Genomic DNA, 20,758 nt, shown 5'->3' with positions numbered 1-20,758 from the left:
TTCTTGTCTACTGGATGCTGCGCCCCGACATCCGATCGCTAACAGATGAACCGGCGAACCAGGAGGGGCGCGCGAAGCCAAGCGCGCCACCAGGGCGCGCCGGTTCTCTAGGGTACCGGGTTCCGGTCCCGAGGTCGAACCGAGCGGCCCGCCGGTGGTGAACTAATCCGCTGACCTTGACCTTCGCGACCTGCGCCGCGAGCGCGGCTGGTCGTCGACGGTGTCGGTCACCGAGTCGCGGGAGTCGTGGGCCGCGACGGCGTTGCCGCCGGTCTCGGCCTTCTCCAGCTTCTCGGCCACGGCCTTCTCGATGGCCATCTTGCCCTGCGTGCCGCGCGGCTCGGGCTTCCCCTCGACCGGTTCGGTCGAGACGATCACCCCGCGCCCGTGGCAGCAGTCGCACGGCGTCGAGAACGCCTCCAGCAGCCCCTGGCCCACCCGCTTGCGGGTCATCTGCACGAGACCCAGCGAGGTGACCTCGGCCACCTGGTGCTTGGTGCGGTCGCGCGCCAGGCATTCGAGCAGCCGGCGCAGCACCAGATCGCGATTGCTCTCCAGCACCATGTCGATGAAGTCGATCACGATGATGCCGCCGACGTCGCGCAGCCGGAGCTGACGGACGATCTCCTCGGCGGCCTCCAGGTTGTTCCTGGTGACCGTCTCCTCCAGGTTGCCACCCTGGCCGGTGAACTTGCCGGTGTTGACGTCGACGACGGTCATCGCCTCGGTCCGGTCGATCACCAGCGAGCCGCCCGAGGGCAGCCAGACCTTGCGCTCCATCGCCTTGGCGATCTGCTCGTCGACCCGGTAGGCGGAGAAGACGTCGACGTCCTCGTCCCACTTGGCGACGCGGTCGGCGAGGTGCGGGGCGACGTAGTCGACGTACTCCTCGACCGTCCGGGCGACCTCGTCGCCCTGGACGACCAGGTTCGCGAAGTCCTCGTTGAAGACGTCTCGGACCACCCGGACCGTCATGTCGGGCTCTGCCGACAGCAGTTCCGGCGGGCTGGCCGACTTCGCCTTGCGCTGGATGTTCTCCCACTGCGCCGACAGCCGCGACACGTCGCGGGCCAGCTCCTCCTCGGAGGCGCCCTCGGCGGCGGTGCGCACGATCACGCCCGCGTTCTCGGGCATGACCTTGCGGAGGATCTGCTTGAGGCGCGTGCGCTCCTTGTCGGGGAGCTTGCGCGAGATGCCGGTCATCGAGCCGTCGGGCACGTACACCAGATAACGGCCGGGGAGGCTGATCTGCGAGGTGAGCCGGGCGCCCTTGTGACCCATGGGGTCTTTGGTGACCTGCACCAGCACCGACTGGCCCGACTTCAGGGCGGCCTCGATGCGGCGCGGCTGACCTTCGAGCCCGGCGGTGTCGAAGTTGACCTCACCGGCGTAGAGCACGGCGTTGCGGCCCTTGCCGATGTCGACGAACGCCGCCTCCATCGAGGGCAGCACGTTCTGCACCTTGCCGAGGTAGACGTTGCCGACGTAGGACTGGCTGGCCTCGCGATCGACGTAGTGCTCGACCAGCACGCCGTCTTCGAGCACCGCGATCTGGGTGCGGCCGCCGTGGCGGCGCACGACCATCATGCGCTCGACCGACTCGCGGCGGGCCAGGAACTCCGACTCGGTGATGATCGGCGGGCGGCGGCGGCCGAGCTCGCGCCCCTCACGGCGGCGCTGCTTCTTGGCCTCCAGGCGCGTCGACCCGCGGAACCCCTGCACCTCGTCGACCGAGGTGGTGGTGGCCCGCCCGGCGCGCGGCGCGCGGATGCGCACGACGGTGTTGGGGGGATCGTCGGAGACGACCGGTTCGTCCTCGCCACCACGGCGGCGGCGACGGCGACGGCGGCGCGAACCGCCCTCGCCGTTCTCGTCGTCGCCCTCGGAGTCCTCCTCGGGCTCCTCGGCGGCGGCCTGGGGCTCCTCGTCGCCGTCCTGCTCGTCGCCGTTCTCCTCGCGGCCGCGACCGCGTCCGCGGCCACCACGGCGGCGCCGGCGGCGGCGCGAACCCTCACCGGACTCCTCGTCGCCGTCGTCGTCGGAGTCCTCCTCGGACTCCTCGGCGGCCACGGGCTCCGGTTCGGGCTGCGGCTGGGGTTCCGGCTGCGGCGCGGGCTGCGGCCGGGCGGGGATCGCCGCGGCGGCGTCGGGCGCCTGGAACAACGGCTGGAATATGGCGGCGGGCCGCTGGAAGGTGTACTGCGGCTGCTCGGCGGCGTGGAACCCGAACGGGTCGGCCAGCCGTGACGGCTGCTTGGCGCCCTCGTCGAGGTCTTCCAGATCCTCACCGGCCGGCTCGTCGTCGAGCGGCTCCTCGGTGGGCAGCGAGATCAGCATCGCGGCCGCGACCTGCACCTCGGCCGCGTTGAGCGCGCTGGATCGTTCCGTGGGAACCTCTTCGTCCCTCTTGCGGGTCCGGCGCCGTCTCGTCGGCTTCTCGTCGTCGTCGGAGACCGCCTCCGGCGTCTCCTCGACCTTCTTGCGTGTACGGCTCCGCCGGACGGGCTTGGCGATCTCGGCGTCGAGCGCCTCGTCCTGAGCCACCTCGACGGCCTGGACCTCGGCGGCCTCCGGGACGACGGCCTCCGGCGTGATCGCCTTCTTGGTGGCCGCGCGGGTCCGCGTGGCACGCCGACGCGTGGCGCTGACCTCGACGGCCTCGGCCTCGGCGGCGGGGGCCTCGGCGGCGGGCACGTCAGCGGCACCGGCGGCCTCACCGACCTCACCGGTCTCGGCCGTGGCCTCCGGCTCGGCGGAGCGGGTCCGGCGGCGGGTGCGCTTGGGCTTCTCAGCGACCTCGGCGGTCACCTGGGCCTCGGCGGCCTCTCCGGCCGCACCGGAACCGGCTCCGGGCGCGTTCTCCGCCTGGGCGGCCGGGGCCGAACCGTTGGCGCCCGAATGGGCGGCCGCAGTGGCCGTGCCGAGGGCCTCGGCCGCGGACGCCTGGATGGCCGGGGCCGGAGGGATGTCGTCGGGCTCGGGCGGCGGTCCCGCGGGGCGGCTGGCCGCCCGTCTGCGGGCAGGCTTCGCCGTTGTCACCGAGGTCGTCGTATCTGCAGTTGTCGTATCGCCGACAATGGGCTCGTTGTCGAGCATGCGGGCGCTCTCCCGTCAGCCCCCGGGCACGTTTCCGCGCCGCGCGGGGGCTCTTCTCGTCTCTCGCGGTCCGCCCGGCCACCTTCCGGGGCCATGGCGGCAAGTCCTATTGGTCTCCACCAACCCGGTCGGCTTCGAGCGGGTCGGCGGGCTCACCGGTCGACGCGTCGAGTGGCCCCTGCGCCAGCCTGGTCACCGAAGGCGGTGACGGCGGCGCGAAGTCGGCCACGAGACGCAGACCCATGAGCACGTCGTCGGGTCGGACGGCCGGAGTTTCGTGCCGAACAACCATGCGAAGTATGACACACGACTGATTCGGCCCTCCCTCCACGTGATCGTCCTGGTCAGCGGTCAGCGACAGCACGGCTCCCCGTGCGTCGAAGTTCCGCATCCCCTTCTTGGTGAGGCGTTCGACCGCGATCTCCGTCGCGGCCATGAACTCCTTCACCGCTCCCTCGGCCACACCGGGATCGGCTCCCGGCAGGCGCACCTCCCACAACGAGCCCTCCAGCCGGTCGGCCAGGCTGCCGACGCGCGCCTCGACCACGTCGACGACGTCGAGGCCCGGCGGCAGCGAGGCGTCGAGAGCGGCGCGCAACGCCTGCGGGTCGCAGGGGCGGGTCACCGCGATCTCGAGATATTCGGCCTCGCTGGCCACCCCGGTGGGGGCGGCACCCGCGTAGGAGATTCTCGGGTGAGGGCTGAACCCGGCGCTGAAGGCCACCGGGATGTCAGCCCGCCGGACCGCCCGTTCGACGGCTCGGGAGATGTCGCGGTGGCTCGTGAAGCGCAGCCGCCCCCGTTTCGCGTAGCGCACACGCAGGCGCTGCGCCACCGGAGCGGGCGGGGGTCCATCGGGAGCGTTTCTCAGCGGTCCGTGTTCCTTCCAGTCTCGTGCGTTTCACCTCGGAGAAAGCGCTCCCCGAGGCATCTCCTCAGGATACGACCGTGAGCGGGAGCAGCTTGCGGCCCGTGGGGCCGATCTGGATCTCCGTGTTCATGGTCGGGCAGACGCCGCAGTCGTAGCAGGGCGTCCAGCGGCAGTCTTCGACCTCGACGTCGTTGACGGCGTCCTGCCAGTCCTGCCAGAGCCACTCGCGGTCGAGGCCGGCGTCGAGGTGGTCCCACGGGAGCACCTCGTGCTCCTCGCGCTCGCGGATGGTGTACCAGTCGACGTCGACCGGCTCACCGTCGAGGGCCTTGCCGGCGCAGGCCATCCACCGGTCGTAGGAGAAGTGCTCGCTCCAGCCGTCGAAACGGCCGCCGTCTTCCCAGACCGCCTGGATGATCTTGCCGACCCGGCGGTCGCCCCGGGACAGCAGCCCCTCCACGATCGACGGTTTGCCGTCGTGGTAGCGGAAGCCGATCGCCTTGCCGTATTGCTTGTCGTTGCGCAGGTTGTTGCGGAGTTCCTTGAGCCGCCGGTCGACGGTCTCGTGGTCGCACTGGGCGGCCCACTGGAACGGGGTGTGCGGCTTGGGCACGAACCCGCCGATCGACACCGTGCAGCGCACGTCGCGTGACCCGGTGACCTCACGGCCGGCCTTGATGACCTTCTTGGCCAGGTCGGCGATGCCGAGGACGTCGATGTCCTCTTCTGTCGGCAGGCCGCACATGAAGTAGAGCTTCACCTGCCGCCACCCCTGGCTGTAGGCCGTGGTGACGGTGCGGATCAGGTCTTCCTCGCTGACCATCTTGTTGATGACCTTGCGCATCCGCTCCGAGCCGCCTTCGGGGGCGAAGGTGAGCCCGGACCGGCGGCCGTTGCGCGAGAACTCGTTGGCGAGATCGATGTTGAACGCGTCGACCCGGGTCGACGGCAGCGAGAGCGACACGTTGGTGCCCTCGTAGCGGTCGGCCAGGCCCTTGGCGACGTCGCCGATCTCGGAGTGGTCGGCGCTCGACAGCGACAGCAGGCCGACCTCGGTGTAGCCGGACTCCTTGACGCCGTTGTCGACCATCGCGCCGATCGTGGTGATCGACCGCTCGCGCACCGGACGGGTGATCATGCCCGCCTGGCAGAACCGGCAGCCGCGGGTGCAGCCGCGGAAGATCTCCACGCTGAACCGCTCGTGGACGGTCTCGGCCAGCGGGACCAGCGGCTTCTTCGGGTAGGGCCACTCGTCGAGGTCCATCACGGTGTGCTTGAACACCCGCGAGGGAACCCCCGACCGGTTGGGCACGACCCGCTTGATCCGCCCGTCGGGCAGGTATTCGACGTCGTAGAACCGGGGCACGTAGACCCCGCCGGTCTCGGCCAGGCGCAGCAGCACGCCGTCGCGCCCGCCGGGCTCGCCCTCGGCCTTCCATTCGCGGATGACCTCGGAGATCGCGATGGCGATCTGCTCGCCGTCGCCGAGCACGGCGGCGTCGATGAACTCCGAGATCGGCTCCGGGTTGAACGCCGAGTGGCCGCCCGCCAGCACGATCGGGTCGTCGTCGCCCCGGTCGGCCGAGCTGAACGGGATGCCCGCCAGGTCGAGCGCGGTCAGCAGGTTGGTGTAGCCGAGCTCCGTCGAGAACGAGACGCCCAGCACGTCGAACGCGCGCACCGGCCGGTGGGCGTCGACGGTGAACTGCGGGACGCCCTCGGCCCGCATCAGGGCCTCGAGGTCGGGCCAGACCGCGTAGGTCCGCTCGGCCAGGGTGCCGGGGAGCTCGTTGAGGATCTCGTAGAGGATCTGGACGCCCTGGTTGGGCAGGCCGACCTCGTAGGCGTCGGGATACATCAGCGCCCAGCGGACCGTGGCGTCGTCCCACTCCTTGACTGTGGAGTTGAGCTCACCCCCGACGTACTGGATCGGCTTCTGCACCTTGGGCAGCAGGGCTTCCAGACGGGGAAACAGCGACTCGACAGACATGTGACCCAGGGTATAGGAGCTAGAAGGCACGCCAGGTACGGTTGTCGCCCGCCCGGAGCGAGGCCAGCCTGAACCGGAGCACGGCGAGGGCGTCGGGATCGGTGTGGGCGTTCCTGAGCAGCGCCGTCAGAGTCTGGAGCTCCCGGGTGTCCCGCAACACGGAATAACCGTTCCAGTTGCGGATGTCATAGCCGTAGGCCTCGACGAAGCCATCGCGCTGCGCCTCGGTCAGACCGAACCTGACCCCGACCATCGTCGGCGCCAGGTCGATCTCTCGTGGCCCGGCGCTCACCGAGTCCCAATCGCACAGCAGGTAGCCCCCAGGTGCACGGAGCAGGTTTCCCCGGTGCGCGTCACCGTGAACCAGTCCGTACGGGAGGGAGAACTCCAGCCGCTCGTAGTAGGCGTCGGAGAGCGCCGAGCACCGTTCGGTCAGCCACTCGCGCTCTTCGGGATGGATCGCGCGGGCATCCGCAATGGCCCGCCTGATGGTCCCGAACGGGTCGTAGGTCGGCAGGTCGAACGGCACCGGCGGCAGCGCGTGCAGCCGCCGGAGCAGCAGTCCGAGCGGGACGGGACCGGGGGCCGGCCCGTCCTGCTCCTCGTAGTGCCAGAAGGTCACCAGGTAGCCGTCGACCGCGATGGGCTGACGGCACTCGGCGGGACGGGTGGCCGGGAAACCCTGCGCGGCCAGCCATCGGGTGACCTTGATCGAGGTCACCAGGCGGTCGTACTTGCCGGGGGTGGTGGCGGTCGCCATGCGGGCCACCAGCCCCTCTTCCGGCAGGTGGTGCACGACGCTGGCGAAGCTGCGCAGGAGCCGGGCTCCGGTGGAGTTGAGGCCGGCCTCACGGCAGGCCTCGATGAGGGCCGCCGGGATTCCGGCGACGAGGGGGACGGTCACGGGGTGAGCCTCCGCTGGTCGGTCGCGGCCACGGTGTGGGTGAGGCCGACCGAGCAGAACCCCTCGATCTGCCGCGCCATCCGGTCGGACACCAGCGACCTGCTGGCCGCGAGGGTGGCGCCGAGACTGTCGATGCGGCGGTCCGGGGGCAGTTCGAGCAATGGGGCCACGGCCTGCTCGGCGCCCTCTTGGTCGTCCTCCATGACATAGGCGATCGCCAGGTGCGCACGGGCCATGGCCTCGCACCCGTAGGACCGGTTCTCCCGCTCGTCGGCCGAGTAGAGCGCGATCGACTCCCCCGCCTCCTGGATGGCCCGGGGGGCGTCACCCAGATGGAGATGGGTGACGGCCGCGTAGTAGTGCTGTTTGGCGGGGCGGAACGCGAACTCCCCGCCGATCTCGTCGTGGAGCTCGTCGCGGCCGCCCCTGGCCCGCGCCTCCTCGGCCCGGAGCAGCGCCTCCCGCGATTCGGCGGTACGGCCCAGCATCGCGGCCGACCTGGCCCTGAGCATGTAGAGCCTGGCCCCGCCCGACCCCTCGTTGAGGTGGGTGAGCGCGTCTCCGGCGTACCGGAAACTGTCTTCGTAGCGCCGGTCCCACAACGCGACCGACGCCTGCATCCCGCGCGACCATCCCATCAGGGACCTGTTCCCCGCGATGCGGCCGTAAGTCCACGCCGCGCGGGCCAGGGTGTCGGCCGGGAGCCGGCGGCCCATGTCCATGCTGGCGTTGGCCATCAGGCCGCAGAGGGCGCCGGTGAGGAAGTAGAGATCCTGCGCCTGGGTCGGGTGGATGCGCCGGTCGAGGGCCTTGCGGGTCTGCTCCTGCAACACGCGCATCTCGACGAACAGCGGGAGGGGTGCCTCCCACACGTATCGCCTGCCCACCCAGACCACCTGGGTGCGTAACCGTTCCAGCGCGCCCGCGCCGAGTTCGCTGTTCTCGACCTCTTCCGCGTGCTCGCTGGCCTCGCGCGCGGCGTCCTCCACCGGGTCGGCGGTGCCGGCCGCGGCGTGCGCCCGGCGGGCCTCCTCCGGGGTGTAGTCGCGGGCGAAACCGAGCTGCACCGGGCCCGTCTCGAACAGGCGGCACAGCAAATCGGTGTACTCGCGGTCGGGGCGCGCCCCGGCCTCCCACTCCCGCCAGGAGCGTTCGGACAGGCCGCGCCGCTTGATGGCGGCCCGGTCGCACATGTCGTGGAACCGCTCGATCGCCTCTTCGACGGTCCAGCCGTTGGCCAGGCGCATGCACTTCAGTCGTGAGGTCTGCGGGGAACCCGCGTGGATCTCCTCGGCGATCTGATGGATGATCGCCGTCGAAGGGGGTTCCCCCAGTGCCGCGAGGGTTCGATCGCGTATCGCCGACGCGAACTGGATCGCGGAACGGTCGGCGCCGCGGGCGGAGTACGTCATGCTCTCTCCAGGTGGGGACATTTCCACGCTAGCGTCGCGATAATCACGAAACGGTCACCGCGCAGCCTGCGAGCCGCTCTCACGGCTCGTCCGGAAAGGGCCGACGTCACCGCCGCTCCGGACCTGAGCCATGAACAACTGACCACAGAGGCTGCCCGGCGTGTCGGCGAACCACACCATCGGTGGGTTGCCGGCCGCCGCGGCGGCCCACCGGCCGTTGCCGTACACGATCCGGTAGTCGGGAAAGGCCTTGCGGAGCAGGTCCAACGCGCGCATACGCTCACGCGCCTCGTCGTCCGGTGTCACGCTTCCTCCGTCTGCGGAGTCACCGCCTATTCAAGGTTCGTTCCCAGACTGTTCGCCAAAGGACCGTGGCACCAGTGAGAGCCTGCCGCACCTTCATGCGGAACGCTCTCAGGTACGCCGGCCGCTGTGGATGGCCTGCAGAAGGCCCACGCCGATCATGTTGGCGAACGTGGCGGTACCTCCGTAGGAGACGAACGGAAGCGGCAGTCCCGTGATCGGCATGATGCCGATCGTCATCCCTACGTTAATGAATGTCTGGAACGCGAACCAGCAGACGACGGCCGCGGCGACCAGGGCGCCGAACCTGTCGTCGCTCTGCCGCGCGATCGTGATGCCCCGGACGAGCACCACCCCGAGCAGCGCGACCACCGTGAGCGCGCCGAGGAAGCCGAACTCCTCGCCCGCGACGGTGAAGATGAAGTCGGTGTGCTGCTCGGGCACGAACCGGCCGGTGGTCTGGCCGCCCTCGAACAGCCCCTTGCCGTAGAGCTCGCCCGAGCCGATCGCGATCAGCGCCTGGGTCGCGTTGTAGCCGACGCCGCGCGGGTCGCTGGCCGGGTTCATGAACGCGGTGAACCGGGCCACCTGGTAGGGCTGCAGCAGCCCCAGGAACCACACGAGCCCCGCCACCGTCACGGCGACCAGCACGACCGCCGCGATCCACCGCTTGCGGATGCCCGAGAAGATCAGCACGCTCGCGGTGATCACCGTCAGCACCATCGTGGTGCCGAGGTCGGGCTGGAGCATGACCAGCCCCATCGTCAGCCCGGCCGCCAGCAGCGCCAGCACGATGTCGAGCGTGCGGGGCCGGTCGGTGCCCTCGGCGGGCTCCGACAGCAGCATCGCCAGCAGCAGGATCAGCGCCGGTTTGGCCAGCTCGGAGGGCTGCATCGCGAAGCCGCCGCCGAGCATGATCCACGAGTGGGAGCCGTTGACGGTCGACCCGACCGGCGTGATCACCAGCGCCAGCGCGAGCAGCGCCACGCCGTAGGCGACCGGCGCGTAGGCCCGCAGCCGCCGGTGGTCGACCATCGCCACCAGGCCGCACAGGATCGCGCCGACGCACAGGTTGAGCAGGTGCTTCTTCAGCAGCCCGGTCGGCTCGATCGCCGTCCAGGTGCGGGTGGACGACCACACCAGCAGGGTCCCGATGGTGCACAGGGCGGCCACGGCGACGAACAGGATGCCGTCCATCCGCCAGACGGCGGCGTCGGTGCCGATCGCGCGGCTGGCCAGCGACCGCTTGCGGATGCGGGTGATCGGGGCGGACATCATCGCTCCACCGTCCCGTCGGGACCGATCACCGGCAGGCGCTCGGCCGGATGCCCGGCGGGCAGCACGGGCGGTTTACCGGTCAGGCCGAAGATGCCCTCGTAGATCTGGCGCACGGCCGGGGCGGCGGCCGAACCGCCCATGCCGCCCTGGGACACCATGACGACGACCACGAACCGCGGGTTCTTGGTGGGCGCGAACGAGGCGAACCAGGAGGTGTCCTGTTTGCCGTAGACCTCGGCCGTTCCGGTCTTGCCGCCGATGCGGACGACGTCCATCGGGAAGCCGCCGAAGGCGCCCGCGGCCGTACCGTCGGAGGCGACCTCGCTCAGGGCTCCCCTGATGTAGTCACGGGTCTTCTTGTCGATCGGCAGCTTGCCGATCACCGGCGGCTCGATGACCTTGGCCGAGGTGCCGTCAGGGCGGATCAGCGCCCACCCGATGCGCGGGCTGCGCACCTTGCCGTCGCCGACCAGCGCCGCGTAGGCGTTGGCGAGCTGGAGCGGGGTGACGAGCACGTCGCCCTGGCCGATCGAGAAGTTGGCGGCGTCACCGGGACGCCACTGGAAGCCCTCCAGGCAGTTCTCGTAGGCGAGCTGCTTGAGGAAGGCGGCGCGGGCGGCGTCCTTCACCTCGGGGTAGCCGGTCTTCGACCGCGTGCAGTTGGTCTTGCGGGTGGCCGCCCACAGCTCCTTCTTCCAGAAGCGGTCGGGGATCCGGCCCGCCGACTCGCCGACCAGGTCGACGCCGGTGACCTTGCCGAAGCCGTAGGCGCGGGCCATCGCGGCCATCGGGTCTTTGGCGGTCGACTTGGGCTGCATGCCTCCGTCGCGCTGCCACATCTCGTACGCCGCCCGGTAGAAGATCGTGTCGCACGACTTCACCAGCGCGGTGTGCAGGTTCATCGGCCCGAGGCCGATGCCCCGGAAGTTGTTGAACGGCCGGGCGCCGACCATGTAGGACCCCGGGCAGTCGTAGGTGCCGTTGATCGGATAGCCGTCGGCGACCATCGCCGACACCGAGCTGACCTTGAACGTCGAACCGGGCGCGAAGGTGCCCTTGATCGCCCGCGAGACCAGCGGCTTGCCCGCCTTCTCCGACAGCAGCGTCTGGTATTCCTTCTCGGAGATGCCGCCCGTCCAGACGCGCGGGTCGTAGGTGGGCACGCTGCCCATCGCGACCACGCGGTTCTCGCGCACGTCGAGCACCACACCGGCGGCGCCGTCGGCCTGGGGCGCCTTCTTCATCGCGTCGGCCAGCGCCTTCTCGACGAGCTCCTGCACCTTGCCGTCGATGCTGGTGATCAGGGTGTCGCCTGCCACCGGCGGAATCTGCTGCTCGACGCCGATGACCTTGCCCATGCGGTCGACCTGGACCCGGCGCAGCCCCGGGCTGCCGCGCAGCTCGTGGTCGTAGACCGATTCGAGGCCGTCGCGGCCGACGAGGTCGACCCCCGAATAGCTGGCCTTCAGGCCCTTGCGCTGCTCCAGCTCCTGCTGGGTGACCGGCTGAAGGTAGCCGAGCACCTGGGAGGCGTCGGCGCCGCCCGGATAGTCGCGCACGGCCTGGGTCTCGGCGGTCACGCCGGGGAACTCCTCCTGGCGCTCCAGGATGGTCAGCGCCTCGCGCTGGGTGACCCGGTCGTCGACCGGGATCGGCTGGTAGGGCGAGCCCGTCCAGCACGGACGGCTCACGCCGGGACCGCACGACCGCAGGCGCTCCCGCAGCTTGGCGACCGGGATGGCGAGCACGGCCGACAGCTTCTCGAGCACCTCCTGGCCGCCGTGCGGCATGCGCTCCAGGCGGGTGCGGTCGACCGACACCACGAGCCGGGTCAGGTTCCGCACCAGCGGCCGCCCGGTCGAGTCGAGGATCTGCCCCCGCACGGCGGGTACGACGACCGCGCGGGTGCGCGTCTCGGTCGCGTCCGCGACGAACTCCTTACCCCGTACGACCTGCACCTGGTAGAGGCGCACACCGAGCACGATGAGCAGCGCCAGCACCGTCAGGTGGAGGACCACGAACCTGGTCCGCATCCGCGTCATGCCCGCCTCCACCCCGGCACGGCGGCGGCCGTGGCCTTCTCGGGCCTGGGCCCGTAGATCTTCAGCACCGCCCACACCACGACCGGCGCGGCCAGCAGGTTGACCAGCGCGGCCATCGGCCACGCCACCTCGAACGTCTGCAAGTCGACCCCCGGATCACCGAGCAGCCCGCCCACCGCCAGCGCGAACGCCGGCGCCCCCGCCGCGCAGACCGCGACGGTGAGCAGCGGCCACCGTTCGGCCCACCGCCCGGCCGCGAAGCCGACCAGGCACAGCACCAGCGCGTGCTGGCCCAGCGCGTGGTCGGCGGGCGGCAGCAGATCGGCGCCCAGGCCGGAGAGGAACCCGATGGTCGCCCCGGCGACCGGCCCCCGGATCGCGGCCAGCGCGATCACCACGAGCAGCACGAAGTCGGGCACCACCGACACCGGCAACCGGTTGACCACGGTCACCTGCAGCACGAGGACGGTGAGCACGAGCAGCGTGGTGAGCAGGATCCGGGGCATCGAGATCACGCCGCCTCGTCGCCTGGTATCGCCGTCTCACGGCCCTGGACCGGCGCGGCCGGAGCCGGGTTCTCACGATCGGTCGTCCGCGTGTTCCCGGGCGCTCCGTTCTCGTTCGCGGGCGCCTCCGGACCGGTGTTCTCGGGACCGTCGTCGCCGGGAGCGGTGTTGCCGGGACCCGTGTTCGCCGGGCCGGTCAGGCCGGGTCGGGCGGCCTGCGGCGGCACCTGCGCGCCGGGCAGCGGTTGCTGCGCGGGCTTGGGCTTGGCGGCGGGCTTCGGCGCGGGCGGCAGCAGGGCGTCGCGCGGATCGCGCTTCGGCCCCTCGACCACCACGCCGACGACGTCGACCGAGCTCAGGTCGGCGAACGGCTTGGCGTAGGCGGTGCGGGTGAGCTCACCCGGCGTCGCCTCCACCTTCTCGATCGTCCCGATCGGCACGCCCGCGACATAGGGCACGCCGGCCTGCGAGCCGAAGCTCACCAGGCGGGTGCCGACCGGCACGGGCGCGGTCGAGTCGAGCAGCCGGAACATGATCCGGCGCCCGGCGTTGCCGTTGGCGCCGAGCCCGCTGATGACCCCGAGCTCGCCGCTGTTCTCCAGCCGGGCCCCGGTCGAGGAGGCCGGATCGCACAGCAGCACCACGGTCGCGGTCGACGCGGTCGCCTTGACCACCCGGCCGACGAGCCCCTCGCCGCTGAGCACGGTCATGTCGGGCTTGACCCCGTCGGTCGTGCCGGCGTCGATCTCCACCGCGTCTTCGAACCCGGGCGACGCGCGCCGCGCCACGACCTGCGCCGGGACGACCTTGTAACCGCCCAGGCCGGACAGGCCGAGCATGGCCTGCAGCTCGGCCGACCGCCGCTTGTCGATCCGCTGCGAGGACAGTTCGCCCTGCAGCTTCGCGTTCTGCGACTTCAGGTTGGTGATCTGCTCGCGTGAACCCTGCGCCCCGGCGAGCGCGCCGACGAAGCCGCCGATCGGCTCGGTGACCGTGGTGACCCCGCGTTCGACCGCGCCGAAGGCCGAGGTGACGATCGTGCGCATCGGCCCGAACACGGGCGTGTTCTCGCTCCGGTGGTCGACGGTGATCAGGACCAGGGCCGCGGCCAGCAGCAGGCCGAGGAACAGACGGGAGCGGCGGCTGTCTTTCATGTTCTTCAGTTCCTCGCCTCGGGCACGAGCACCTGCTGCAGGGCGTCGAAGTCCTCCACGCAGCGGCCGGAGCCGAGCGCGACCGAGTCGAGCGCGTTGTCTACCAGGTGGACGGGCATGCCGGTTTCCTCACGCAGCAGGGCGTCCATGCCCTTGAGCAGGCCGCCGCCGCCGGTGAGGGCGAGGCCGCGGTCCATGAGGTCGCCGGACAGTTCGGGCGGGCACTTGTCGAGGGTCGACTTCACCGCGTCGACGATCGAGGCGACCTGCTCGGCGATGGCCTCGCGGATCTCCCTCGACGACACGACGACGGTCTTCGGCAGGCCGCTGACCAGGTCACGGCCGCGGATCTCGGCCTGTGGTTCCTCGGCCGCCGCGCACGCCGAACCGATGGCGATCTTCACTTCCTCGGCGGTGCGCTCGCCCAGCATGAGCGAGTGCTCCTTCTTGGCGTACGTGATGATCGCCTGGTCGAGTTCGTCGCCGCCGACCCTTATCGACTGGCTGGTGACGATGCCGCCCATCGAGATGATCGCCACCTCGGTGGTGCCGCCGCCGATGTCGACGACCATGTTGCCGGTCGGCTCGTGGACGGGCAGGCCCGCCCCGATCGCCGCCGCCATCGGCTCTTCGACGATGTAGACGCGCCTGGCGCCGGCCTGGTAGCCGGCCTCCTTCACGGCACGCTGCTCGACGCCGGTGATGCCCGAGGGCACCGCGACGATGATGCGCGGCTTGGCGAAGTGCCGCCGTTTGTGCACGCGCTGGATGAAGTATCTGAGCATGCGCTCGGTCACGTCGAAGTCGGCGATCACACCGTCTTTGAGCGGTCTGACCGCGACGATGTTGCCCGGTGTTCGCCCGATCATCCGTTTCGCCTCGATGCCGACCGCGACAATGCGGCCGGTCGAGGTGTTGATCGCCACGACGGACGGCTCGTTGAGCACGATGCCGCGCCCCCGCACGTAGACCAGGGTGTTGGCGGTGCCGAGATCGACCGCCATGTCGCGGCCCAGGAAAGCAAAGTGGCCCATAGGGAAGGAGGCCTTCCTTCAGGTGGTTAGCGGGAGTAACGCATCGCACTCGAATCGTAACGGGTCGTACCCAACGCTGGGCACACCGACCCCACTCTCAACGCATAAATCCGCTGGTCACGGGCTTTCCGGCGGTGAAAACGCAAGAAAGCCCCGGCGTGGCCGGGGCTTTCGGGAGGGTTCTCTAGAACCGGTCGGGGAAGAAGATCTTGATCTCCCGCGCGGCGGACTCGGGAGAGTCGGAGCCGTGGACGACGTTCTCGCCGATCTCCAGCGCGTGGTCGCCGCGGATGGTGCCGGGGGCCGACTTCACCGGGTCGGTGAGCCCGGCCAGGGCGCGGAAGGCCTCGACGGCGCGCGGGCCCTCGACGACCAGCGCGACCAGCGGCGCGGAGGTGATGAAGTCGACCAGCTCACCGAAGAACGGGCGCTCGGAGTGCTCCGCGTAGTGCGTCTTGGCGGTCTCGGCGTCGAGCTGGCGCAGCTCCATGGCCGCGATGGTCAGGCCCTTGCGCTCGATGCGGGCGACGACGTCGCCGATGAGGCCGCGGCGGACACCGTCCGGCTTGATGAGGACGAGCGTGCGCTCGGACACGGGATCACTCCTTTGTGAAGGCTTCGTGGGAATCCGAGGGAAGCTTACCGGTCGATTCGTCGCCGTCCGTCAGCGCTTCCGGCCCGTCTTCCGGCTCGTCTTCCGGCTCCTCGGCGACGGGCACCTCGGCGGCCACCCGGGCGCCCCGGCGGCCCGACAGCGCCGACAGCCCGAGGACCAGCACGACGCCGAACCCGCCCACCAGCGCCCACACGTGGAGCGCCTCGACGAAGCCGTCGACCATCCCCTGATAGGTCGCCATCCCGGAGGTCGCGGCCGACCGGAGCCAGGTGACCTGGATGCCCGTGCCGAGCAGGAACCCGGCCAGCATGGCCGGGAAGAGCAGGGTCAGCCCGAACAGCGCCGCCACCGGCCCGGCCAGCCGCAGCGCGCTCACCAGCGCCACCGCCGCACCCGCGGCCACCAGCGTGAACGGCACCGCGAGCAGCAGCCCGTCGACCGTCGGCACCAGCAGCCTGATCGCGCACAGCCCCACGACCAGCACGACCAGCCCGGCCCCTACGAGCTTGGCGCTCTTCTCCTCGGCCGCCCGCCCGGCGACCGCGGCGGCCCCGAGGGCGCCGATCACCGCCACCGCGAGCGGCCACGCCATCGCCTCTAGCCCGGGGCCGCCGAGCCAGGGCATCTCCACATAGGTCACCTGGGCCGCCGTCGGCAGCACGACCAGCCCGACCGCCACGCAGGTGAACCCGAGCGTGCGCGCCCCCGGCGTGGCCGCCGACACCGCGAGCCCGAGCATCGCCACGAGCGCGAGGCCCGCCACGGCCACCACCAGCCCGGAGGGCCAGTCGTAGGTGGTGCCGACCGCGAGCACCGCGATCCCGGCCGAGGGCACCGCCGCCATCAGCAGCCGGGACCGTTCCGCGGAGCCGGGCGGCGAGGAGATCAGCAGCCGGTCGGTGGAGGCCGCCGTGGTCTCCCACGCCATGCGCCACAGCACCAGATAGACGGCGGCGAGACTGAGCGCGATGCCGGTCAGCAGCGGGAACGGCTGGAGCGTGACGGCCCACGACCGCACGTTGTCGATCGGCCAGAGCGCCAGCGCCTGGGCGGTCACCAGCGAGACCGCGAGCATGCCCGCCCACAGGGCCAGCAGCCCGCGCCGCGCCCGGCGCTCCCCCGCCGCCACGAGTGTGGCGGGAATGAGCAGCCCGGCCCCGACGCCGTGCATCACCCGGAGCACCCCGACCAGAGCGGGCCCGTCGGCGTAACCGCCACCGGCGTCGGCGGTGGCCAGCATCGCCAGCCCCAGCACCAGGACGGGCGCCGCCTTGAACCGGCGCACCGCGACCGCCGCCAGCGGCACGGTCAGCAGCATCACCGGCAGCGCCAGACCATGGGCCCGCATCATGTCGATCTGCGAGACACCCGGCGGCAGCAACGCCGCGACCTGCGAAATCGTGTTGGGAATCGACACGATGGCCAGCGGCAGGGCCACGGCGATCAACATTCCGACGACGGCGTCGGTGACCATCGGCCGCCGGGCCAGACGCACGACGTCTACGGCGAGCGCCCGGACCCTCTGGGGCACGGCTGGCTGAAATGGGGGGACGGCCATGGCGACCGACTTTAGCGCTTCGTCGCGCCTTCGACACGGCGAGCGACGATAATCGCGGTGACCCAGAGTGCCGCGAAGATCACCCCCAGGAAGTACATGGTCGGGACCATGATCCCCGAGGCGATCGCGAGCACCTGCACGGCGCTGCCCAAGACGTAACCGAGCGGCTTCTTGAGCAGCCCGGCGGCGATGACGCAGAGGACGGCGAGCCCGCAGCCGACCCCGACGGCGATCGGCGGATCGACCTTGCCGACCATGATCGCGACCGGGGTCATCAGCGCGACGACGATCGCCTCCATGCCCAGTACCGAAGCGCCGAGCCGCCGCATTCCGGGGGTAACTTCGAAGTTCATCATCCGGCCTTCAACAGAATGCGGGCATCTCCCGCGGTCACCACCGAACCGGTGATCAGCACACCGGAACCATACTCGTCGCCCTGGTCGGCCAGCCCGATGGCCACGTCAATGGCGTCGTCGAGCCGGTCGGACTCGTGCACCCGGTCGGGCCCGAACACCTCACGCGCGTGCTCCAGCAGCTCCTCGGCCTCCATGGAGCGCGGCGAGGAGTTCCGGGTGACCACGATCTCCTCGACGACCGGCTCCAGGAGCTCCAGCATCGTCGCGACGTCCTTGTCGGCCATCACCGCCAGCACCGCGATCAGCCGCGTGAACCCGAACGACTCACCGACCGCGTCGAGCGTCGCCTCCATGCCCCCGGGGTTGTGCGAGGCGTCGACGAGCACCGTCGGCCCCCGACGCACGACCTCAAGCCGCCCCGGGCTGGTGACCTGCCCGAACGCCTGCCGGATCAGCTCCTCGCCCAGCGGCTCGGCCGCCGTGGACAGCGCCTCGACGGCGGCCAGCGCGGTCGCCGCGTTCCCGGCCTGGTGCCCGCCGTAGAGCGGCAGGAAGACCTCTTCGTAGGTGGCGTTCAACCCGCGCAGATGCAGCAGTTGGCCACCCATCGCGAGCTCCCGCCCGAGCACCCCGAACTCGATGCCCTCCCGGGCGACGGTCGCCCCGACCTCGGCCGCCCGCCGGACGATCACCTCGGCCGCGGCGAGCTGCTGTTGGGAGAGCACGACGAGCGACCCGGGCTTGATGATCCCGGCCTTCTCCCCCGCGATCGTCTCGACGTCGTTCCCGAGATATTCGGTGTGATCCAGCGAAACCGGAGTGATCACGGCAACCGTGCCGTCGGCCACGTTCGTGGCGTCCCACGTGCCACCCATGCCCGTCTCGATGACGGCGACGTCAACGGGTGCGTCGGCGAAGGCGGCGAACGCCATGGCGGTGAGCACCTCGAAGAAGCTCAGCCGCCCGAACTTCTCGTCGACGATCGCGAAGTAGGGCTCCAGCTCCTCGTACACCTCGACGAACCGCTCCTCGGAGATCGGCTCCCCGTCGAGCGAGATCCGGTCGCGCATGCTGGCGAACTCGGGCGAGGTGTAGCGCCCCACCCGCAGGTTCCGCTCCTTGAGCAGCGCCTCCGCCATCCGCGCCGTGCTCGACTTCCCGTTGGTGCCGGCGATGTGGATGATCGGATAGGCCGCCTGCGGGTTCCCCAGCAGATCGACGAGCCCCGCCATCCGGTCGAGCGTCGGATCGATGTCCCATTCGACACCGCGAGCACGAATCGCGGCCTCAACTGCGTGGATCGTCACCCTGCCAGCCTAATGGCGTTCCCTAAGCTGTCGGGAATGAGCTCCGACGAGGCCTTCTTCACCGAATGGACCCACCGCCGCCCGGGAACACGCCGCGACCTGAACCGAGCGCGCGCCCTGGTCACGGCCCTGCACGCCGGCGTGCGCGTACCGGTCCTGACCGTCGTCGGAAGTAAGGGAAAAGGCACCACGGCGACCTACGCCTCTGCCTACCTGGCCTCGACCGGCGCGACCGTCGTGACGGTGACCAGCCCCGGCCTGCGGAGCAACCGCGACCGCATCCGCGTCAACGGCGCCTCCATCTCCGATGAGGACCTGGCGAGCCTGGGAAGCCGGGTCACCCGCGAGACACTCCCGCCGTCGGAGGGCTACCTGTCCCCCGCGGGCCTCTTCACCATCGCCGGAATCCTGCACGCCCAGCGGATCAGAGCCGACTTCGTCGTCCTGGAGGCCGGAATGGGCGGCGCATCCGACGAGGTATCGCTGTTCCCAGCGCAGGTCGTCGCCGTGACGGAGATCTTCGCCGAACACATCGGCGTCCTGGGGAACACCGTCGCCGAGATCGCCCGCGAGAAGGCAGGCGTGATCGCCGACGAGACCCTGTCGGTGGTGAGCCTCCCCCAAACCCCGGAGGTCTGGTCGGAACTCAGCACCAGGGCAGGCGCCCGCCTCCACCGCATCGACCCGCAGGAGGCCCCCTGGACCAGAAACGCGATCCTGGGCCGAACAGCGGCCGCCCATCTGACCGACCTCCGGCCCGATCAGAAGCCCCTTCTTCCTGTACGTCTTCCCGCCCGCTTCTCCCACCACGACATCGGCCACACCCGCCTCATCATCGACTCACCGATCAGCAGAGCGGGCGTGGAGATGTCCGTGCAGCGAGCCGTGGCCGAATGGGGCGGCATCGACCACGTCCTCCTCTGCCTCCCCGACCACAAGGACCTGGACGGCGCCATCGAGGCCCTGAACGGCCTGCCCGTCACCTTCGTCCGCCTCCCCCAGACCCACCTGAACTTCAACGGCGACCTCCCGAACACCTGGCACGTGACCACCATCGACAAGGTCGACGCCGCATTCATCGAGAACGCCGGCAACCGGGTCCTGGCCCTGGGCACCGTCTACTTCACCGGCCACCTCCTCGACAACCTCGACATCCCCACGGACCGCCTGTTCGAGTACGAGCCGATGAGAACGGCCGTCTACAGGTTCATCACGACGTCGTGGGGCGTGTTCGTCCAGTTGACCGCCCGCGCTCTTCCTCAGGCCGACTACGTGGGTGACACGATAAAGATCACCGACAGGGTGTCGCTCGCCCTCAGGAGCTACACCCACTACGCGGAGATCGCAGAGCAGATCACACCTGCCGTGCGCTCCGCCGCCACGAAGATCGAAGAGTCTCTTGATGGGGACGGCATCGTCATCGAAGTCCGGAAGATCACCTACACCGAGACGGACTACCAACCGGAAGGAGTGCGAGCCGCGATGGACCTCTGGCTGTCCGAGGAATTCGGCATCGACCTCCCCGAAATGACCGTCCATTTCGACAAGAGCCAAAAGCAATACGTCTTCCACTGGCCCTGCGACACCGACTGACGACGCCACTGACCGCAAGCAGGCCAGCTGCCTCACCTGTTGGATGCCGCTGCCGACCTCTGAGGTACAGAGACCTGGTCTACCTGGCAGAACCCTCAGAAACGGCTACCGCAACGGGCCGCGACCACTCCCGGAAACACGAGACCCAGCCCCTCACTAGCCGGGCCTACGGCCACCCGAGAAAAGACCCGGCACGACGGCCGGGCTCGATACTGCCTTGTGAAACACAATGAGCCCGGCGCGTAGCCGGGCGTCATACCTCTCAAAGCCCGGCACGTAGCGGACTCTGTGAAGCGCCAAAACCCGGCCGTCATTCGCCGGCCCCGACACTTCCCAGCGAAACGACGAAAGCCCGGCCGATGACGGCCGGGCTCTTCTGTCCCAGAAACGTCGAAGGCCCCCACCAAACTGGTGGGGGCCTTCGGATTAAAGATTGTCCGGCGGTGTCCTACTCTCCCACACCGTCCCCGGTGCAGTACCATCGGCGCTGGAGGGCTTAACTTCCGGGTTCGGAATGTAACCGGGTGTTTCCCCTCCGCCATAACCGCCGTAACTCTACCGAACAACCAACCGCGAACTTCAGAACAAACAGAAACTACTGCTTCTGCCCGCTCCGAACCGCTGATTGTGGTTCGAGAGTTGCATAGTCGACGCGAACATTTATGGTCAAGTCCTCGGCCTATTAGTACCGGTCAGCTCCACACGTTACCGCGCTTCCACTCCCGGCCTATCAACCCG

The 20,758-nt window shown here is 70.1% G+C and carries 16 protein-coding genes and 2 rRNA genes; 1 reads left to right on the top strand and 17 read right to left on the bottom strand.

What is annotated here, in order from left to right:
- Window positions 1–162 precede the first annotated feature (162 nt).
- The 15 genes from ACYQ78_RS22940 to ACYQ78_RS22870 all read right to left on the bottom strand — a co-directional run bounded on the left by ACYQ78_RS22940 (window position 163) and on the right by ACYQ78_RS22870 (window position 18,427).
- Entirely contained in the window at window positions 163–3,039 is a 2,877-nt protein-coding gene (locus ACYQ78_RS22940; protein ID WP_459802941.1) for an Rne/Rng family ribonuclease, read from the bottom strand.
- Window positions 3,040–3,202: 163 nt separating this feature from the next.
- Entirely contained in the window at window positions 3,203–3,931 is a 729-nt protein-coding gene (locus ACYQ78_RS22935) for a TIGR03936 family radical SAM-associated protein (RefSeq protein WP_459802940.1), read from the bottom strand.
- Window positions 3,932–4,031: 100 nt separating this feature from the next.
- Window positions 4,032–5,957, bottom strand: coding sequence for a TIGR03960 family B12-binding radical SAM protein (locus ACYQ78_RS22930; protein ID WP_459802939.1), 1,926 nt, complete (start codon window positions 5,955–5,957; stop codon window positions 4,032–4,034).
- Between the two features lie 19 nt (window positions 5,958–5,976).
- A complete protein-coding gene (locus ACYQ78_RS22925) occupies window positions 5,977–6,861 on the bottom strand; it encodes a phosphotransferase family protein (protein WP_459802938.1) in 885 nt (294 codons plus the stop codon).
- On the bottom strand, window positions 6,858–8,273 hold the full coding sequence (locus ACYQ78_RS22920; protein WP_459802937.1) for a hypothetical protein: 1,416 nt from the start codon (window positions 8,271–8,273) through the stop codon (window positions 6,858–6,860). Before ACYQ78_RS22920 ends, ACYQ78_RS22925 begins: the two co-directional genes overlap by 4 nt.
- Window positions 8,274–8,327: 54 nt before the next feature.
- Window positions 8,328–8,579: a hypothetical protein gene (locus ACYQ78_RS22915; RefSeq protein ID WP_459802936.1), complete on the bottom strand. Its 252-nt coding sequence runs from the start codon at window positions 8,577–8,579 to the stop codon at window positions 8,328–8,330.
- 108 nt (window positions 8,580–8,687) lie between these two features.
- Window positions 8,688–9,851: a rod shape-determining protein RodA gene (gene rodA, locus ACYQ78_RS22910; protein WP_459802935.1), complete on the bottom strand. Its 1,164-nt coding sequence runs from the start codon at window positions 9,849–9,851 to the stop codon at window positions 8,688–8,690.
- Window positions 9,851–11,896 (bottom strand): penicillin-binding protein 2, encoded by a 2,046-nt coding sequence (gene mrdA / locus ACYQ78_RS22905; RefSeq protein ID WP_459802934.1) that lies wholly within the window; start codon window positions 11,894–11,896, stop codon window positions 9,851–9,853. Before mrdA ends, rodA begins: the two co-directional genes overlap by 1 nt.
- Window positions 11,893–12,402 carry a rod shape-determining protein MreD gene (gene mreD, locus ACYQ78_RS22900; RefSeq protein ID WP_459803374.1) on the bottom strand — a complete coding sequence of 170 codons (510 nt, stop codon included), beginning with the start codon at window positions 12,400–12,402 and terminating at the stop codon, window positions 11,893–11,895. Before mreD ends, mrdA begins: the two co-directional genes overlap by 4 nt.
- Before the next feature lie 5 nt (window positions 12,403–12,407).
- Window positions 12,408–13,556, bottom strand: coding sequence for a rod shape-determining protein MreC (gene mreC / locus ACYQ78_RS22895; protein WP_459802933.1), 1,149 nt, complete (start codon window positions 13,554–13,556; stop codon window positions 12,408–12,410).
- Window positions 13,557–13,561: 5 nt separating this feature from the next.
- On the bottom strand, window positions 13,562–14,590 hold the full coding sequence (locus ACYQ78_RS22890) for a rod shape-determining protein (RefSeq protein ID WP_459802932.1): 1,029 nt from the start codon (window positions 14,588–14,590) through the stop codon (window positions 13,562–13,564).
- A 184-nt stretch (window positions 14,591–14,774) separates the two neighbouring features.
- Window positions 14,775–15,185 carry a nucleoside-diphosphate kinase gene (gene ndk, locus ACYQ78_RS22885; RefSeq protein WP_061297225.1) on the bottom strand — a complete coding sequence of 137 codons (411 nt, stop codon included), beginning with the start codon at window positions 15,183–15,185 and terminating at the stop codon, window positions 14,775–14,777.
- 4 nt (window positions 15,186–15,189) lie between these two features.
- Window positions 15,190–16,737: a hypothetical protein gene (locus tag ACYQ78_RS22880; protein ID WP_459802931.1), complete on the bottom strand. Its 1,548-nt coding sequence runs from the start codon at window positions 16,735–16,737 to the stop codon at window positions 15,190–15,192.
- 38 nt (window positions 16,738–16,775) lie between these two features.
- Window positions 16,776–17,117, bottom strand: a complete 342-nt coding sequence (locus ACYQ78_RS22875) for a DUF4233 domain-containing protein (RefSeq protein ID WP_459802930.1) — start codon at window positions 17,115–17,117, stop codon at window positions 16,776–16,778.
- Entirely contained in the window at window positions 17,117–18,427 is a 1,311-nt protein-coding gene (locus tag ACYQ78_RS22870) for a bifunctional folylpolyglutamate synthase/dihydrofolate synthase (RefSeq protein ID WP_459802929.1), read from the bottom strand. The genes ACYQ78_RS22875 and ACYQ78_RS22870 overlap by 1 nt, the downstream gene beginning before the upstream one ends.
- Window positions 18,428–18,463: 36 nt before the next feature.
- Here ACYQ78_RS22870 and ACYQ78_RS22865 point away from each other — a divergent pair, with 36 nt between their 5' ends.
- On the top strand, window positions 18,464–20,020 hold the full coding sequence (locus ACYQ78_RS22865) for a hypothetical protein (protein ID WP_459802928.1): 1,557 nt from the start codon (window positions 18,464–18,466) through the stop codon (window positions 20,018–20,020).
- 435 nt (window positions 20,021–20,455) lie between these two features.
- On the opposite strand, the gene rrf is transcribed toward ACYQ78_RS22865, so the two are convergent.
- Window positions 20,456–20,572, bottom strand: a 5S ribosomal RNA gene (gene rrf / locus ACYQ78_RS22860).
- Between the two features lie 110 nt (window positions 20,573–20,682).
- Window positions 20,683–20,758, bottom strand: a 23S ribosomal RNA gene (locus tag ACYQ78_RS22855); the annotation flags it as partial.

This window comes from Herbidospora sp. RD11066 (assembly GCF_054661255.1).
The sequence above is the reverse complement of the archived record's forward strand: the minus strand, read 5'-3'. Positions and strand labels throughout refer to the sequence as shown.

Bases quoted from the DNA above. Each gene is read 5' to 3' on its own strand.
- ACYQ78_RS22930 (WP_459802939.1), bottom strand. From the start codon at position 5,957: ATGTCTGTCGAGTCGCTGTTTCCCCGTCTGGAAGCCCTGCTGCCCAAG.
- ACYQ78_RS22920 (WP_459802937.1), bottom strand. From the start codon at position 8,273: ATGACGTACTCCGCCCGCGGCGCCGACCGTTCCGCGATCCAGTTCGCG.
- rodA (WP_459802935.1), bottom strand. From the start codon at position 9,851: ATGTCCGCCCCGATCACCCGCATCCGCAAGCGGTCGCTGGCCAGCCGC.
- mrdA (WP_459802934.1), bottom strand. From the start codon at position 11,896: ATGACGCGGATGCGGACCAGGTTCGTGGTCCTCCACCTGACGGTGCTG.
- mreD (WP_459803374.1), bottom strand. From the start codon at position 12,402: ATGCCCCGGATCCTGCTCACCACGCTGCTCGTGCTCACCGTCCTCGTG.
- mreC (WP_459802933.1), bottom strand. From the start codon at position 13,556: ATGAAAGACAGCCGCCGCTCCCGTCTGTTCCTCGGCCTGCTGCTGGCC.
- ACYQ78_RS22890 (WP_459802932.1), bottom strand. From the start codon at position 14,590: ATGGGCCACTTTGCTTTCCTGGGCCGCGACATGGCGGTCGATCTCGGC.
- ACYQ78_RS22875 (WP_459802930.1), bottom strand. From the start codon at position 17,117: ATGAACTTCGAAGTTACCCCCGGAATGCGGCGGCTCGGCGCTTCGGTA.
- ACYQ78_RS22865 (WP_459802928.1), top strand. From the start codon at position 18,464: ATGAGCTCCGACGAGGCCTTCTTCACCGAATGGACCCACCGCCGCCCG.